Raw genomic sequence first — 14,598 nt, 5'->3', positions numbered from 1 at the left:
GTGTCTCCGCCTCCCCTCGGCGGGTGACGCTCAGACCGTGGCGATCGCCTGCTGCGGCATCACCGTCGCACCCTCGGCGGGGCTGAGCCAGACCGTGGTGCCCTCGGCGAGCCCGAGCGAGCGGGCGTGGGTGCGGGTCAGCTGCACCGTGACCTCCTCGCCGTCCAGCGTGTGCACGGTGAGCCGCACCTCGAAGCCGATCCGGAGGACCCGCGCCACCGTGCCCTCGACCACGCCGGCCACCTGCGGCGAGACCGCGACGTCAACGTCGTGCGGGCGGATGGCGTGTCCGCCCAGGGTGGTGACGTCGCCCAGGAAGCTCATCACGAAGTCGCTGGCGGGCTCGTCGTAGAGCTGGTCGGGCGTGCCGATCTGCTCGACCCGGCCCTCGTTGATCACCACGATCTCGTCGGAGACCTCCAGCGCCTCCTCCTGGTCGTGGGTGACGAAGACGGTGGTCACGTGCACCTCGTCGTGGAGGCGGCGCAGCCAGTCGCGCAGCTCCTTGCGCACCTTGGCGTCGAGCGCGCCGAAGGGCTCGTCGAGCAGCAGCACCGTCGGCTCCACCGCGAGGGCGCGGGCCAGCGCCATCCGCTGCCGCTGTCCGCCGGAGAGCTGCGAGGGCAGGCGGTGCCCGAACTGGGAGAGGTGGACCAGCTCGAGGAGCTCCTCCACCCGGCGCCGCACCTCGTCCTTGGGCTTCTTGCGGATCTCCAGGCCGAAGGCGACGTTCTTGGCCACGCTCATGTGCTTGAACGCCGCGTAGTGCTGGAAGACGAAGCCCACGTTGCGCTTCTGCGGCGACAGCCGGGTGGCGTCGACGCCCTCGATCTCGACCGTGCCCGAGTCGGCGCTCTCGAGGCCGGCGATGATCCGCAGCAGGGTGGACTTGCCGCCGCCGCTGGGTCCCAGCAGCGCGGTGAGCTGCCCGGTGGGGATGGAGACGTTGACGTCCTGCAGCGCGACGAAGTCACCGAACTTCTTGTGCAGGCCCTTGACCTCGATGCTCATGCGCGTGCGCCTTTCTTTGCTGACTTCTCGTTGCTGGGACGGAGGATGGCGACGATCACGATGCAGAGCACCGAGACCATGGCGAGGAGGAAGGCCATCGCGTAGGCGCCCTGCTGGTCGAAGTTGAGGTACTTCTCCTCGACCACCAGCGTGGCGGTGCGGGTCTCCCCCAGCACGTTGCCGGAGACGACCTTGACGGCGCCGAACTCGCCGAGCGAGCGCGCCAGCGAGAGCACCACGCCGTAGACGACCGCCCACTTGATCCCGGGGAGGGTGATCCGCCAGAAGGTCTGCCAGGCGTTGGCCCCCAGGCTCCGCGCGGCCTGCTCCTGCTCGATGCCGATCTCCTCCAGGGTCGGCACCACCTCCCTGATCACCAGGGGCAGCGCGACGAAGGCGGTGGCCATGATGATGCCGGGGGTGGAGAAGATGACCTGGAACCCCGCCGACTCCAGGGTGGGTCCGAACCACCCGCCCCGGCCGCCGTAGACCAGGACCAGCGCGAGGCCGACCACGATCGGCGAGACCGAGAGGGGCAGGTCGATCAGCGCGCTGAGGATCCGCTTGCCGGGGAAGGTGTAGCGGACCAGCAGCAGCGACATCCCGACCCCGAAGAGGGTGTTGATGACGACCGCCGAGAAGGCCGCGATCACCGTGAGCCGGAGCGCCACCTGGACGTCCGGGTCCTGCAGGACCTCGACCAGCGCGGTGGTGCCGCCGTCGAAGGTGTTGAGCGCGACCAGCGAGACCGGCCACGCCACCAGCAGGAACAGGTAGGCGACGACCACGAGCCGGAGCACGTACTTAACCACGCTTGGACACCTTCCTCTGGATCACGTCGAGCAGCACGATCACGGTCAGCGAGATCATCAGCAGGACGGTGGCGGTGGCCGCGGCCGCCGCGACGTTGTCGTTCTCGATGCTGCCGAGGATGCGGACCGAGGTGACCTCGGTCTCGAAGGGCAGGTTGCCGGAGAGGAGCACCAGGGAGCCGTACTCGCTGACCCCGCGGGCGAAGGAGAGCGCCGCGCCGGCGGCGATCGCCGGGACCAGGCTGGGCAGGATGACCCGGCGGAACGTGGTGATCTTGCTGGCGCCCAGGGAGGCGGCCGCCTCCTCGACGTCCTTCTCGAGCTCGGCGAGCACCGGCTGCACCATCCGGACGACGAACGGCAGGGTGACGAAGAGGAAGGCCAGGAAGACGCTGGCCCGGGTGTTGACCACGTCGAACCCGAGCGGACTGTCGCGGCCGTAGAGGGAGAGGAGCACCAGGCCCGCGACGATGGTGGGCAGCGCGAAGGGGATGTCGATCAGGATCTCCAGGGCGCCCTTGCCCCAGAAGTGGTCGCGCACCAGCACCCACGCGATCAGGGTGCCCATGAAGACGTTGACCAGCGTGACCAGCGCCGCCTGGGAGACGGTCAGCTTGATGGCGGACGCGGTCTGCTCGTTGGTGATCGTGGTCCAGAACGCTCCCCAGCCGCCCTCGGCCGCGGTCACCACCACGGCGCAGAGGGGGATGAGGACCAGGAGGCTGAACCAGATCATGGCCACGCCGAGGCCGACGCCGGACGTGGCGGTCAGGTTCGTGCCGAGGGCCGGCCGGCGCGTGCGCGCCGACCGGCCAGCGGCCTCGAGGGAGACACTCGTCATGGAGTGGTCATTCGCCCTTGCCCGAGGCGGCGATGGCCTTGGTGACAAGACCCTCCTCCTCGTCGAAGAACTTGGTGGAGAGCTCGTCCCAGTCACCGAAGTCCTCGGCCACCGTCATCAGGTCGGGCACGGTCGGGAACGGGTCGGACGGGTCCTTGGCGCCCTCGACGGTGCCGCCGTAGTCGACGTCGTCGCGGATCGGGCGGAAGCCGGTGAGGGCGAACTGCCGCTGGCCCTCGTCGCTGAGGACGAACTCCAGCCAGTCCTCCGCCGCCGGGTCGGCCTCGGTGAGGATGGCGCCCGGGTTCTCGATGAGCAGCGTGGTCTCGGGGATGATGTACTCGAACTCCTCGCCGTTCTGCGCGGCCAGGATCGCCTCGTTCTCGTAGGCCATGAGCACGTCACCGGTCCCGCCGAGGAAGGCGGTGGTGGCGTCCCGGCCGCTGCCGGGCAGGGAGACGACGTTGCCGAAGAACTTGTCGACGTACTCCGTCGCCTCCTGCTCAGTGCCGCCCTTGCGGACGACCTGGCCGTAGGCCGCCAGCGCGTTCCAGCGGGCCGCACCCGAGGAGGCCGGGTTGGGCGTCACGATCTCGACGCCGGGCTTGATCAGGTCGTCCCAGTCCTCGATGCCCTTGGGGTTGCCGTCGCGGACGCCGAAGACGACCACGGAGCGGGAGACGACGCCCTTGTTCTCGCCGGCGTCCCAGTCGTCGGCGACGAGCCCGGCGTCGACCAGGCGGGTCACGTCGCTGGCCACCGAGAAGTGCACGTAGTCGGCGTCCAGGCCGGACTCGACGGCGCGGCTCTGGTCGCCGGAGGCGCCGTACGACGTCTTGAACCGGTAGCCCTTGCCGGCGTCGGTCTTGACGAACTCCTCGCCGATGGCCTTGTTGGCCGCCTCCGGGACCGCGAACCCGACGATGCTGAGCGTCTTGTCGTCCCCGTCGGAGGCGTCCGACCCTCCCCCGCACGCGCTCAGCGCCAGCAGCGCCAGCCCGATGCCGGCGGCTGCGATCCCTCGACCCTTGGTGCTCGACCTCATGTTGCTGCTCCCCTTGTGCGGCCACCTGTCGGCGGCGTGATGTGGTGTTTGAACAGTAAGGTACTGCACTTTAGTGGCTTACTGGGCATATGAGACAAGGCCTTGAACGTGTCGGTTTTCACCGCGCTCGCGTCGGGGTCACTTCAAGACAGCGCCACGCCGCGCTTGGCGCGGGGTTAGTGTGGAATCCGCGTGCCTCCGCCAGAGGCCCGCCGCCGGAGGCAACCCCACCTCCGCCCGCAGCACGCCGGGGCAGCACATGCAAAAGGAAGGCCAGCAGTGACCAAGCAGGTCAAGCAACTGGATCGCGTCATCATCCGATTCGCCGGCGACTCCGGCGACGGCATGCAGCTCACCGGCGACCGGTTCACCCAGGAGTCCGCCGCGTTCGGCAACGACCTGGCGACGTTCCCCAACTTCCCCGCCGAGATCCGCGCCCCGCAGGGCACCCTCCCGGGCGTCTCGTCGTTCCAGGTGCACTTCGCCGACCACGACATCCTGACCCCGGGCGACCGTCCCGACGTGCTGGTGGCGATGAACCCGGCCGCCCTCAGGGCCAACCTGGCCGACCTGCCCAAGGGTGCGACGGTGATCGTGGACACCCACGACTTCACCGCCCGCAACCTCACCAAGGCGGGCTACGCCGGCTCCCCGCTGGACGACGACTCCCTCGCCGAGTTCGCGGTGCACCCGCTCGACCTGACCGGGATGACGGTGGAGGCGGTCAAGGAGTTCGGCCTCTCCCGCAAGGACGCCGCCCGGGCCAAGAACATGTTCGCCCTCGGCCTGCTGTCGTGGATGTACGGACGCCCCACCGAGACCACCGTCGAGTTCCTCTCGCGGCGGTTCGCCAAGGTCCCGGCCATCCGCGACGCCAACATCGCCGCCTTCAAGGCGGGCTTCTTCTTCGGTGAGACCACCGAGGCGTTCGCGGTCTCCTACGAGATCAAGCCCGCGCCGATGCTGCCGGGCACCTACCGCAACATCACCGGCAACCTGGCGCTCTCCTACGGCCTGGTCGCCGGCGGCGTGCAGTCGGGGCTGCCGGTCTTCCTGGGCTCCTACCCGATCACCCCGGCCTCCGACATCCTCCACGAGCTGAGCCGGCACAAGTCGTTCGGCGTCACCACGTTCCAGGCCGAGGACGAGATCGCCGGCGTCGGCGCGGCGATCGGCGCCTCCTTCGCCGGCCACCTCGGGGTCACCACCACCTCCGGTCCGGGGGTGGCGCTGAAGTCGGAGGCCATCGGTCTGGCCGTGATGACCGAGCTGCCGCTGGTCGTCGTCGACGTCCAGCGCGGCGGCCCCTCCACGGGTCTGCCCACCAAGACCGAGCAGGCCGACCTGCTGCAGGCGATGTTCGGCCGCAACGGCGAGTCGCCGGTCCCGGTGATCGCTCCGCAGTCGCCCGGCGACTGCTTCGACGCCGCGATCGAGGCGTGCCGGATCGCGATCACCTACCGCACCCCGGTGATGCTGCTCTCCGACGGGATGCTGGCCAACGGCTCCGAGCCGTGGCGGATCCCCGAGACCTCCGAGCTGCCCTCGATCGCTCCGTCCTTCGCCACCGGGCCCAACCACACCACGGTCGGCAAGAACACCAAGACCGGCGAGCAGAGCGAGGTGGCCGACTTCTGGCCCTACCTGCGTGACGAGGAGACCCTGGCCCGCCCCTGGGCGGTGCCCGGCACCCCGGGTCTCGAGCACCGCATCGGCGGGCTGGAGAAGGCCGACGGCCACGGCAACATCTCCTACGACCCGGCCAACCACGACCTGATGGTGCGCACCAGGGCCGCCAAGATCGCCCGCATCGCCGACTCCCTCCCGCCGCTGGAGGTCGACGACCCCGGTGCCGAGTCCGGGAACGGCGCCAAGGTGCTGGTGATCGGCTGGGGCTCGACCTACGGCCCGATCGGCGCCGCCGTCCGCCGGGTCCGCCGGGCCGGTGGCCGCGTCGCCCAGACCCACCTGCGCCACATCAACCCGTTCCCCCGGGACCTCGGCGAGATCCTGGCCCGCTACGACAAGGTGCTGGTCCCCGAGATGAACCTCGGCCAGCTCTCCCTGCTGCTGCGCGCCGAGTACCTCGTCGACACCGTGGGCTACAACCAGGTCAACGGCATGCCGATCAAGGCCGCCGAGCTCGCCGAGGCCCTCGGCAGCCTCGTCGGCGAGGTCGAGGGCACGCCCGTGGACCTGACCACGTCCGTTGAAGGAGTCCTGCGATGACCACCACCGACCTCCCCTTCCCGGCCTCCGGTACCGCCGGGGTCCCGGTGATCGCCGACGGCGAGAAGCAGACCGGCAAGGAGTTCACCTCCGACCAGGAGGTCCGCTGGTGCCCCGGCTGCGGCGACTACGCCGTCCTCAAGGCCGTCCAGTCCTTCCTCCCCGACCTCGGACTGCGCCGCGAGAACATCGTCTTCGTCTCCGGCATCGGCTGCTCCTCCCGCTTCCCCTACTACCTCGACACCTACGGGATGCACTCCATCCACGGCCGCGCCCCCTCCATCGCCACCGGCATCGCCACCGCCCGCGAAGACCTCTCCGTCTGGGTCGTCACCGGCGACGGCGACGCCCTCTCCATCGGCGGCAACCACCTCATCCACGCCCTCCGCCGCAACGTCAACATGACGATCCTGCTCTTCAACAACCGCATCTACGGCCTCACCAAGGGCCAGTACTCCCCCACCTCCGAGACCGGCAAGGTCACCAAGTCCACCCCCATGGGCTCCGTCGACCACCCCTTCAACCCCGTCTCCCTCGCCCTGGGCGCCGAAGCCACCTTCGTGGCCCGCACCATCGACTCCGACCGCAAGCACCTCACCTCCGTGCTCGCCGCCGCCGCCGCCCACCGCGGCACCTCCCTGGTCGAGATCTACCAGAACTGCCCCATCTTCAACGACGGCGCCTTCGACGCCATCAAGAACCCCGACACCAAGCAAGACGCCATCATCCCCCTCGTCCACGGCGAGCAGATCCGCTTCGGCCCCCACGACGAGAACGGCCTCGGCACCAAGGTCCTGATCCGCGACGAGGTCACCGGCGGCGTCCGCGCCGCCCTCGCCACCGACGTCCCCGACGACGCCGTCCTGGTCCACGACGCCCACAACCCCGACCCGACGCTGGCCTTCGCCATCAGCCGCCTCACCGACTCCGGCTACCTCAACCAGTCCCCCATCGGCATCTTCCGCGCCGTCGAACGCCCCACCTACGACGACCAGGCCCGCGAGCAGCTGACCCTGGCGGGCGGCGCGGCCGACCAGGCGGACGCCACGACGCGGCTCGCCTCGCTGATCGGCGGCGGCGACACCTGGACCGTGGTCTGAGCAGCAGACTCCCGCACCCCTGAGCAGCACGAGAGCCCCACGCCATCGGCGTGGGGCTCTCGTCGTGTCAGGGCAGGCGTGTCAGCGCTTCTTGCTGCCCGGCATGATGACGCCGATGCGGGTGCTGCGCGAGCGGGCGAAGCCGTCCTGGGCGTTGATCTGCACCCGGTAGAGCCACTTGCCCTTGGTCTTCGGGGCAACGATCCGCGTCTTGGCGACACCCTTCTCGTTGACCTTGATCTTCTTGAACTTCTTCCAGGGGCACTTGCCGCACTTCTTCTGCTGGATGATCGCCTTGCCCTCGACCATGTCCGAGATGGTCGCCTTGAGCTGGAAGGCGCGATAGGTCTTCTGGGTCGTCTCCCAGGTGATCGTCCGGACCGGACGGTCGGCGGCCTGGGCCGGGACGGTGCCGAGCAGGGTGGCCCCCAGCAGCGTCGCGGTCAGGGTGGCGATGAGTGCGCGGATGATCCGCATGAGTGTGTACCCCCGGTGTGGCGTGGACTGGTGCTGACCCGCTCATCCTAGGGCGGGACACGTGGCAGGGTCGCGCCAACCCGGAGAAGGCCGGCGACCTAGGCTGTGCCGGTGAGCAGAACCGGGGCCGGCCTGACGTGCGGGGTCGTGGCCTACGTGCTGTGGGGCGCCTTCCCCCTCTACTGGCCGCTCCTCGAGCCCGCGGGGGCCTTGGAGATCCTGGCCCACCGGGTGCTGTGGTCGGCCCTGATCATGCTGGTGGTGGCGCTGCTGCTGGGTCGCGGCCGGCAGGTCCGCGCCCTGGTCGCCGACCGCCGGACCCTGGCGCTGCTCGCCTGCGCCGCCGTCGTCATCACCGTCAACTGGGGCGGCTACATCTGGGGGGTCAACAACGGCCGGGTGGTCGAGGCCTCGCTGGGCTACTTCATCAACCCGCTGGTCACCGTCCTGATGGGGGTGACGCTCCTCGGCGAGCGGCTCCGCACCCGGCAGTGGCTCGCCCTCGGGGTGGCGTTCCTGGCCGTCCTGGTCCTCACCGTCGACTACGGGCGCCCCCCGTGGATCGCCCTCCTGCTGGCGTTCAGCTTCGGCAGTTACGGCCTGCTCAAGAAGAAGGCGGACGCCGGCGCGATCGAGTCGCTCACCGTCGAGACGCTCCTGCTGGCCCCGCTGGCCGGGGCGTACGTCGGCTGGCTGGTGGTCACCGGATCGGCCGAGTTCGGCGCCCACGGCACCGGCCACGCGCTCCTCTTCGCGACGAGCGGGATCGTGACGGCGATCCCCCTGGTGCTCTTCGGGGCCGCCGCCACCCGGGTGAGCATGGTCGGGCTCGGCCTGATGCAGTACCTGGCACCGATCCTGCAGTTCGCGATCGGCGTCCTCTGGTTCGGCGAGGCGATGCCGCCGGGCCGCTGGGCCGGCTTCGCGCTGGTCTGGCTGGCCCTGGTGCTGCTCACCGCGGAGATGGTCTCCCACCGCCGGCAGCTGAGCAGGACCGTCGCCGGCTCCGCCCTCTAGGAGGAGCGGACGGCGACCACGTCGGCGAAGGCCTCGAGCGCCTGGCGGGCGGGGCCCTCCGGCAGGGCGGTCAGCAGGGCCTTGGCCTCGCCCGCCTGGTTCTTCACGTAGGCACGCGCCTCGTCCATCGCGGAATGCTTGCGGAGCAGGTCGAGGGTCTCGGCGTGCAGCGCGTCGTCGCTCAGGTCCTGGCCCAGCAGCTCGTGGAGCCGGGCGTCCGCGGGGTCGCCCGAGCGCAGCGCGAAGAGCACGGGGAGCGTCAGCACCCCCTCGCGCAGGTCGGTGCCGGGCGTCTTCCCCGACTCCACCGACTCCGAGGCGACGTCGAGGATGTCGTCGGAGAGCTGGAAGGCGGATCCCACCAGCTCGCCGTACGACGTGAGCGCGGTGACCACCTCGTCGGGTGCGCCGGAGAACATCGCGCCGTAGCGGGCGGAGGTGGAGATCAGGGATCCGGTCTTGCCGGCCACGACCTCGAGGTAGTGCTCCAGGGGGTCGGCACCGGGCGCCGGCTGGACCGTCTCCAGCACCTGGCCCTGGACCAGCCGGGAGAACGTCTGCGCCTGGATGCGGACGGCGTCGGCCCCGAGGTCGGCGGTCAGCTCCGAGGAGCGGGAGAAGAGGAAGTCGCCGATCAGGATCGCCACGTGGTTGTCCCAGCGGGCGTTGGCCGAGTCGGCCCCCCGCCGCAGGTCGGCCTCGTCCATCACGTCGTCGTGGTAGAGCGAGGCCAGGTGGGTGAGCTCGACGACGCAGGCGGCGGTCAGCACCTCAGGGGCAGCCGGCCGGGGCCCGGTCTCGGCGGCCAGCAGCACCAGCAGGGGCCGGAACCTCTTGCCGCCCGCGGAGAGCAGGTGGCCGGCGGCCTGGGTGACGAACTCCGCGCTGCCGCGGACGTGCCCGGCCAGCGCCTCCTCGACCTCGGCCAGCCGCGCGCGCAGCCGCGCCGCGAGCTCGTCGTCGACGACCGGCAGTGCCAGTCCGGGGGTCGCTTCTGTGGTCACCTGATGAATTCTCCCGCACGCGCCACCAGGTCGAGCAGGGGACCCGGCACGACGCCCAGCACGAGCGTCGCCGCGGCACCCACGGCGATCGCGGAGGCGGTCAGCACGGACGGGGTGACGACCGACGGGCCGTCGCCGACCGGCTCACGGAAGTACATCAGGACGATGACGCGGACGTAGATGTAGACCGCCACCGCGCTGGTCAGCACCGCCGCGACCACCACCGGCCAGGCGCCCGCGGCCAGGGCCACCGAGAAGACCGCCCACTTGCCGATGAAGCCCGAGGTCAGCGGGATGCCCGCCATCGCCAGCAGGAAGAAGGCGAAGACGGCGGCGACGAACGGCGCCTCCTTGCCCAGGCCCGTCCACCGGCTCAGGTGGGTGGTCTCGCCACCGGAGTCGCGGACCAGGCTCACCACGGCGAAGGCGCCGAGCGTCATCAGCCCGTAGGTGGCGAGGTAGAAGAGGACGGCCTGCAGGGAGGTGATCTCGCCGGGCGAGAGGTCCGCGCCGGCCTGGAGGCCCAGCACGCCGGTCAGGATGAAACCGGTGTGGGCGACCGAGGAGTAGGCCAGGAGCCGCTTCACGTCGTTCTGCGTCAGCGCCAGCAGGGTGCCGACGACCATCGACAGGATCGCCACCACCCAGAGCATCGGGGCCCAGGACCAACGGTCCGCGCCCAGGCCCACGTAGAAGAGCCGCAGCAGCGCGCCGAAGGCGGCGACCTTCGTGGCGGCCGCCATGAACGCGGTCAGCGGGGTGGGTGCGCCCTGGTAGACGTCCGGCGTCCACGCCTGGAACGGCGCGGCACCGACCTTGAAGAGCAGCCCCACGGCGAGGAGTCCCACGCCGAGCAGCAGCATCGCCTGGTTGTCGGTCGACCCGGCGACGGCCTCGCTGATCGCCGCAAGCTCCATCGAGCCGGCGTACCCGTAGATCAGCGCCGCCCCGTAGAGGAAGAACGCCGAGGAGAAGGCGCCGAGGAGGAAGTACTTCAGGGCCGCCTCCTGGCTGAGCAGCCGGCGACGCCGCGCCAGGCCGCAGAGCAGGTAGAGGGGCAGCGAGAGGATCTCCAGGGCCACGAACATCGTCAGCAGGTCGTTGGCCGCCGGGAAGAGCAGCATGCCGGAGACCGCGAAGAGGAGCAGCGGGTAGATCTCGGTGTGCTCCAGGCCGCGGGTGGAGGCCTCGCGCTCACCCTGGGTGCCGGGCAGCGCCGCGGCCTGGCCGGCGAAGGCGGAGACGCCGCCGTCGAGCCGGCGCTCGGCGAAGAGCATCGTGCCCAGGATCGCCAGGACCAGGATGAGGCCCCAGAGGAAGAGCGTCGGCCCGTCGACGGCCACCGTTCCCATCGCGGCGATGAGACCGTAGGCCGCGCCGTCGCCGTGGGTGAACGCCTGGTCGCCGGAGTAGTCGAGGGCGATCAGGACCACGCAGGCCAGGGCGGCGACCAGCCCGACCAGGGTGAGGGCGGTCTGGGTGACGTAGCGGTAGGTCCGCGGCACGAACGCCTCCGCGACGACCCCGACGCAGGCCATGCCGAAGACGACCAGCAGGGGCGTCAGCTGGAGGTAGTCGAGGGACGGCTTGACGAACTCAGTCACTTGGTGGCTCCCACAGTGGGCGGGTCGTCGGTCACCCCGACGTGGGTCAGGGTGTCCTCGACGTTGGGGTTGATCACGTCGAGCAGCGGCATCGGCACGAATCCGAGGAGGACCAGCGCCAGCAGCAGCGGGGCGAGGGTGCCGACCTCACGGGTGTCGAGGTCGGTGACGCCGGTGTGCTCGGGACGGGTCGGGCCGGTCATGGTTCGCTGGTAGGTCCAGAGGATGTAGATCGCGGCCAGCACGATCGCCGTGACGGCCACCGCCCCGGCCCACCAGGCGTAGCCGAAGGCGGCGATGAGCACCATCATCTCCGAGACGAAGGGCGACAGGCCGGGCAGCCCGAGCGCGGCCAGGCCGGCGATCAGGAAGGCCCCCGCCATCACCGGCGCGACCTTCTCCAGGCCGCCCATCTGGCTGATCAGCGGCGTGCCGCTGCGGCGGATGACGAAGCCCGCCACCAGGAAGAGGGCGGCGGTGGCCAGGCCGTGGTTGACCATGTAGAGGATCGCACCCGCGACACCCTGGCTGGAGAGGACGAAGATGCCCAGCACGATCAGGCCGAAGTGCGAGAGCGAGGTCAGGCCGATCAGGCGCAGGAGGTCGTCCTGCCCGATCGCGACCAGGGCGCCGTAGACGATCGAGATCAGCGCCAGGACGACCACCACCGGCGTCGCCCACTGGGAGGCGTCCGGGAGCAGGCCCAGGCAGAACCGGAGCATCCCGAAGGTGCCGATCTTGTCGAGCACGCAGACCAGGAGCACCGAGGTGCCGGTGGTCGCCTTCTCGGTGGTGTCGGCCAGCCAGGTGTGCACCGGGAACATCGGCGCCTTGATCGCGAAGGCGATGAAGAAGCCGACGAAGAGCCAGCGCTGGGTGGTCTCGCTCATCTCCAGCGCGGCGAGGTCGCCGAGCAGGTAGGACGGCGTGCCGGCGTCGGCGGAGACGACGTAGAGCCCGATCACCGAGGCGAGCATCACCAGGCCGCCGGCCAGCTGGTAGATCAGGAACTTGGTGGCGGCCCGGCTGCGGCCGGCGCGGCCGAAGCCGGCGATCAGGAAGTACGCCGGGATCAGCGTCGCCTCGAAGACGACGTAGAAGAGGAAGACGTCCGTCGCGGTGAAGACCGCGAGCGACAGGCCCTCGAGCGCCAGCACCCAGGCGAAGAAGGCACGGGTGTTGCCCTCGTCGCTGTCACGCCAGGAGGCGAGCATCACCAGCGGCACCAGGACCACCGTGAGCAGCACCATCAGGAGCCCGAGGCCGTCTACGCCGAGCGCGTAGTGGGCGCCGAGGAGGCTGATCCACTCGTGCTCCTCGGTGAACTGGAAGCCACCGTCGAGGTCGAAGCCGGCTGCCACGACGACCGCGGGCACCAGGGTGGCCGCGGCGAAGCCGAGCCCGACCTGCTTGGCCAGCGGCTGGCCGGGCCTGCTGGGCAGGAAGGCCGTCACCAGCGCCCCGACGAGCGGGACGAGGATCAGGAGGGTCAACCAGGGAAGTTCGCTCATGCGAGGTTCACCGCCATCAGGGCCAGGACGACGAGCAGCACGCCGCCGACAACGGAAAGGGCGTAGGAGCGGACGAAGCCGTTCTGCAGGCGCCGGGCGACCCCGGAGAGCCCGCCGAGCGCGGCGGCGCCGCCCTCGACGACCCCGTCGACGCCGACCCGGTCGACGGTCGTCAGGCCGCGGGCCAGGCCCGCGCCCGGCCGCACCACCAGGACGTCGTTGATCTGGTCGCCGTAGAGGTCGGCGCGCGCGGCCCGGGTGGCCGGCGACACCTCCGACGGCGCGACCCGCGGGATCTCCTGCTTCCCCACCAGGAACCAGGCGGCGGCCACCCCGAGCGCCACCACCGCGACGATGATCAGGGTGATCACCAGGGCCGGCAGCGGGGGCTCGTGGTGCGCGGCCACGCCGGTGACCGGCGCGAGGAACTCCACGATCCAGTCGCCGAGCAGCAGCACGCCACCGAGGACCGAGAGCGCCGCCAGGACGATCAGCGGCACGGTCATCAACCGGGGCGACTCGTGCGGGTGCACGTCGGCCTCCCAGCGCTTCTCGCCGAAGAAGGTCATCAGCATCAGGCGGGTCATGTAGAAGCCGGTGATGCCGGCGCCGAGCAGGGCGCAGAGGCCGACGACCCAGTTCTCGGCGATCGCGGTCTCGATGATCTTGTCCTTGGACCAGAACCCGGAGAAGAGCGGGAAGCCGATGATCGCGAGGTAGCCCATCGCGAAGGTCAGGAAGGTGACCGGCATGTACTTGCGCAGGCCGCCGTAGTGGCGCATGTCGACGTCGTCGTTCATCCCGTGCATCACCGAGCCGGCCCCGAGGAACATGTTGGCCTTGAAGAACCCGTGGGTCAGCAGGTGGAAGATCGCGAACGCGTAGCCCGCGACGCCGAGCCCGGCGGCCAGCATCATGTAGCCGATCTGGCTCATCGTGGAGCCGGCCAGCGCCTTCTTGATGTCGTCCTTGGCGCAGCCGAGGACCGCACCCCACAGGATGGTGACGGTGGCGACGATGACGGTCACGGTCTGGGCGGCCGGCGCCAGCTCGAAGATGAAGTTGGAACGGACCACCAGGTAGACGCCGGCGGTGACCATGGTCGCGGCGTGGATCAGGGCCGAGACCGGGGTCGGGCCCTCCATGGCGTCGAGGAGCCAGGCCTGCAGCGGCACCTGCGCGGACTTGCCGCAGGCCCCGAGCAGCAGGAGCAGGCCGATCGCGTTGAGCGTGCCCTGGGTTGCCTCGGAGCTGGCGGCGCTGATCACCGAGAAGTCGGTGGAGCCGAAGGTGGCGAACATCAGCGCGATGGCGAGCGAGAGCCCGATGTCACCGACCCGGTTGATGACGAAGGCCTTCTTGGCCGCGGCGGCCGCGGAGGGCTTGTGCTGCCAGAAGCCGATCAGCAGGTAGGACGCCAGGCCGACGCCCTCCCAGCCGAGGAAGACACCGAGGAAGTTGGCGGACATGACCAGGACCAGCATCGCCGCGACGAAGAGGTTGAGGTAGCCGAAGAACCGGCGGCGCCGCGGGTCGTGCTCCATGTAGGCGATGGAGTAGACGTGGATCAGGGTGCCCACGCCGGTGATCAGCAGCAGGAAGAGCGCCGTCAGCGGGTCGTAGAGGAGGTCCATGCCGACCTTGAGGCCGCCGGACTCGAACCAGGTGTAGAGCTCCTGGCCGACCTGCCGGTCCGCCTCGTCGCGTCCCAGCAGGGCGACGAAGGAGAGCAGGCTCAGGACGAAGGACCCGGCCACGGTGGCGGTGCCGAGCCAGTGGCCCCAGCGGTCCATGGCGCCGCGCGCCAGGGCACCGCCGAGCAGCAGCACCACCGCGCCGGCCAGGGGCAGGGCGATGATCAGCCAGAGGAGGGAGAGCACACCGTCGGTGGCGCCGGGATCGACGACCGGGATGTGCGCGTCAGCAAGGGAGATTGACATGTCAGCG

The 14,598-nt window shown here is 70.3% G+C and carries 12 protein-coding genes; 3 read left to right on the top strand and 9 right to left on the bottom strand.

All coding sequences use genetic code 11. The annotated features are described in order from the left end of the window. Positions 1-30: 30 nt before the first annotated feature. From AC3X7R_RS04585 to AC3X7R_RS04570, 4 genes are read right to left on the bottom strand one after another with little or no spacing between them, the layout of a single operon-like run. Positions 31-1,011, bottom strand: a complete 981-nt coding sequence (locus AC3X7R_RS04585; protein WP_489964390.1) for a sulfate/molybdate ABC transporter ATP-binding protein — start codon at positions 1,009-1,011, stop codon at positions 31-33. Continuing rightward, positions 1,008-1,823, bottom strand: coding sequence for a sulfate ABC transporter permease (locus tag AC3X7R_RS04580; RefSeq protein ID WP_489964389.1), 816 nt, complete (start codon positions 1,821-1,823; stop codon positions 1,008-1,010). The genes AC3X7R_RS04585 and AC3X7R_RS04580 overlap by 4 nt, the downstream gene beginning before the upstream one ends. Continuing rightward, on the bottom strand, positions 1,816-2,664 hold the full coding sequence (gene cysT / locus AC3X7R_RS04575) for a sulfate ABC transporter permease subunit CysT (RefSeq protein WP_489964388.1): 849 nt from the start codon (positions 2,662-2,664) through the stop codon (positions 1,816-1,818). The genes AC3X7R_RS04580 and cysT overlap by 8 nt, the downstream gene beginning before the upstream one ends. A gap of 7 nt (positions 2,665-2,671) precedes the next feature. Beyond that, positions 2,672-3,709, bottom strand: coding sequence for a sulfate ABC transporter substrate-binding protein (locus AC3X7R_RS04570; RefSeq protein ID WP_489964387.1), 1,038 nt, complete (start codon positions 3,707-3,709; stop codon positions 2,672-2,674). A gap of 279 nt (positions 3,710-3,988) precedes the next feature. Here AC3X7R_RS04570 and AC3X7R_RS04565 point away from each other — a divergent pair, with 279 nt between their 5' ends. Together AC3X7R_RS04565 and AC3X7R_RS04560 are read left to right on the top strand one after the other, a co-directional pair. Beyond that, positions 3,989-5,938, top strand: coding sequence for a 2-oxoacid:acceptor oxidoreductase subunit alpha (locus AC3X7R_RS04565; RefSeq protein WP_489964386.1), 1,950 nt, complete (start codon positions 3,989-3,991; stop codon positions 5,936-5,938). Further along, the gene (locus AC3X7R_RS04560) at positions 5,935-7,038 is read left to right on the top strand and encodes a 2-oxoacid:ferredoxin oxidoreductase subunit beta (RefSeq protein WP_489964385.1); all 1,104 of its coding nucleotides are present in this window, start codon (positions 5,935-5,937) and stop codon (positions 7,036-7,038) included. Before AC3X7R_RS04565 ends, AC3X7R_RS04560 begins: the two co-directional genes overlap by 4 nt. A gap of 81 nt (positions 7,039-7,119) precedes the next feature. On the opposite strand, the gene AC3X7R_RS04555 is transcribed toward AC3X7R_RS04560, so the two are convergent. Further along, positions 7,120-7,515 carry a hypothetical protein gene (locus AC3X7R_RS04555; protein WP_489964384.1) on the bottom strand — a complete coding sequence of 132 codons (396 nt, stop codon included), beginning with the start codon at positions 7,513-7,515 and terminating at the stop codon, positions 7,120-7,122. A 111-nt stretch (positions 7,516-7,626) separates the two neighbouring features. Between AC3X7R_RS04555 and rarD the strand changes: the two genes are divergently transcribed. Continuing rightward, positions 7,627-8,532: an EamA family transporter RarD gene (gene rarD / locus AC3X7R_RS04550; protein WP_489964383.1), complete on the top strand. Its 906-nt coding sequence runs from the start codon at positions 7,627-7,629 to the stop codon at positions 8,530-8,532. On the opposite strand, the gene AC3X7R_RS04545 is transcribed toward rarD, so the two are convergent. The 4 genes from AC3X7R_RS04545 to nuoL are packed head-to-tail and all read right to left on the bottom strand — an operon-like array spanning position 8,529 to position 14,591. After that, entirely contained in the window at positions 8,529-9,536 is a 1,008-nt protein-coding gene (locus AC3X7R_RS04545; RefSeq protein WP_489964382.1) for a polyprenyl synthetase family protein, read from the bottom strand. The genes rarD and AC3X7R_RS04545 overlap by 4 nt on opposite strands. Continuing rightward, positions 9,533-11,140, bottom strand: coding sequence for an NADH-quinone oxidoreductase subunit NuoN (gene nuoN, locus AC3X7R_RS04540; RefSeq protein ID WP_489964381.1), 1,608 nt, complete (start codon positions 11,138-11,140; stop codon positions 9,533-9,535). The genes AC3X7R_RS04545 and nuoN overlap by 4 nt, the downstream gene beginning before the upstream one ends. Further along, on the bottom strand, positions 11,137-12,651 hold the full coding sequence (locus tag AC3X7R_RS04535; RefSeq protein ID WP_489964380.1) for an NADH-quinone oxidoreductase subunit M: 1,515 nt from the start codon (positions 12,649-12,651) through the stop codon (positions 11,137-11,139). Before AC3X7R_RS04535 ends, nuoN begins: the two co-directional genes overlap by 4 nt. Further along, complete coding sequence (gene nuoL, locus AC3X7R_RS04530) at positions 12,648-14,591, bottom strand: NADH-quinone oxidoreductase subunit L (RefSeq protein WP_489964379.1); 1,944 nt, start codon at positions 14,589-14,591, stop codon at positions 12,648-12,650. Before nuoL ends, AC3X7R_RS04535 begins: the two co-directional genes overlap by 4 nt. Positions 14,592-14,598: the final 7 nt, after the last annotated feature.

The organism is Nocardioides sp. Z22_16, assembly GCF_058134365.1.
This window is presented reverse-complemented; position numbering and strand designations above follow the sequence as displayed.

What these genes read in the sequence shown, in the direction of transcription:
- nuoL (WP_489964379.1), bottom strand. Translation starts at nt 14,591, where the DNA reads ATGTCAATCTCCCTTGCTGACGCGCACATCCCGGTCGTCGATCCCGGC.
- cysT (WP_489964388.1), bottom strand. Translation starts at nt 2,664, where the DNA reads ATGACGAGTGTCTCCCTCGAGGCCGCTGGCCGGTCGGCGCGCACGCGC.
- AC3X7R_RS04585 (WP_489964390.1), bottom strand. Translation starts at nt 1,011, where the DNA reads ATGAGCATCGAGGTCAAGGGCCTGCACAAGAAGTTCGGTGACTTCGTC.
- AC3X7R_RS04535 (WP_489964380.1), bottom strand. Translation starts at nt 12,651, where the DNA reads ATGAGCGAACTTCCCTGGTTGACCCTCCTGATCCTCGTCCCGCTCGTC.
- AC3X7R_RS04560 (WP_489964385.1), top strand. Translation starts at nt 5,935, where the DNA reads ATGACCACCACCGACCTCCCCTTCCCGGCCTCCGGTACCGCCGGGGTC.
- AC3X7R_RS04570 (WP_489964387.1), bottom strand. Translation starts at nt 3,709, where the DNA reads ATGAGGTCGAGCACCAAGGGTCGAGGGATCGCAGCCGCCGGCATCGGG.
- AC3X7R_RS04555 (WP_489964384.1), bottom strand. Translation starts at nt 7,515, where the DNA reads ATGCGGATCATCCGCGCACTCATCGCCACCCTGACCGCGACGCTGCTG.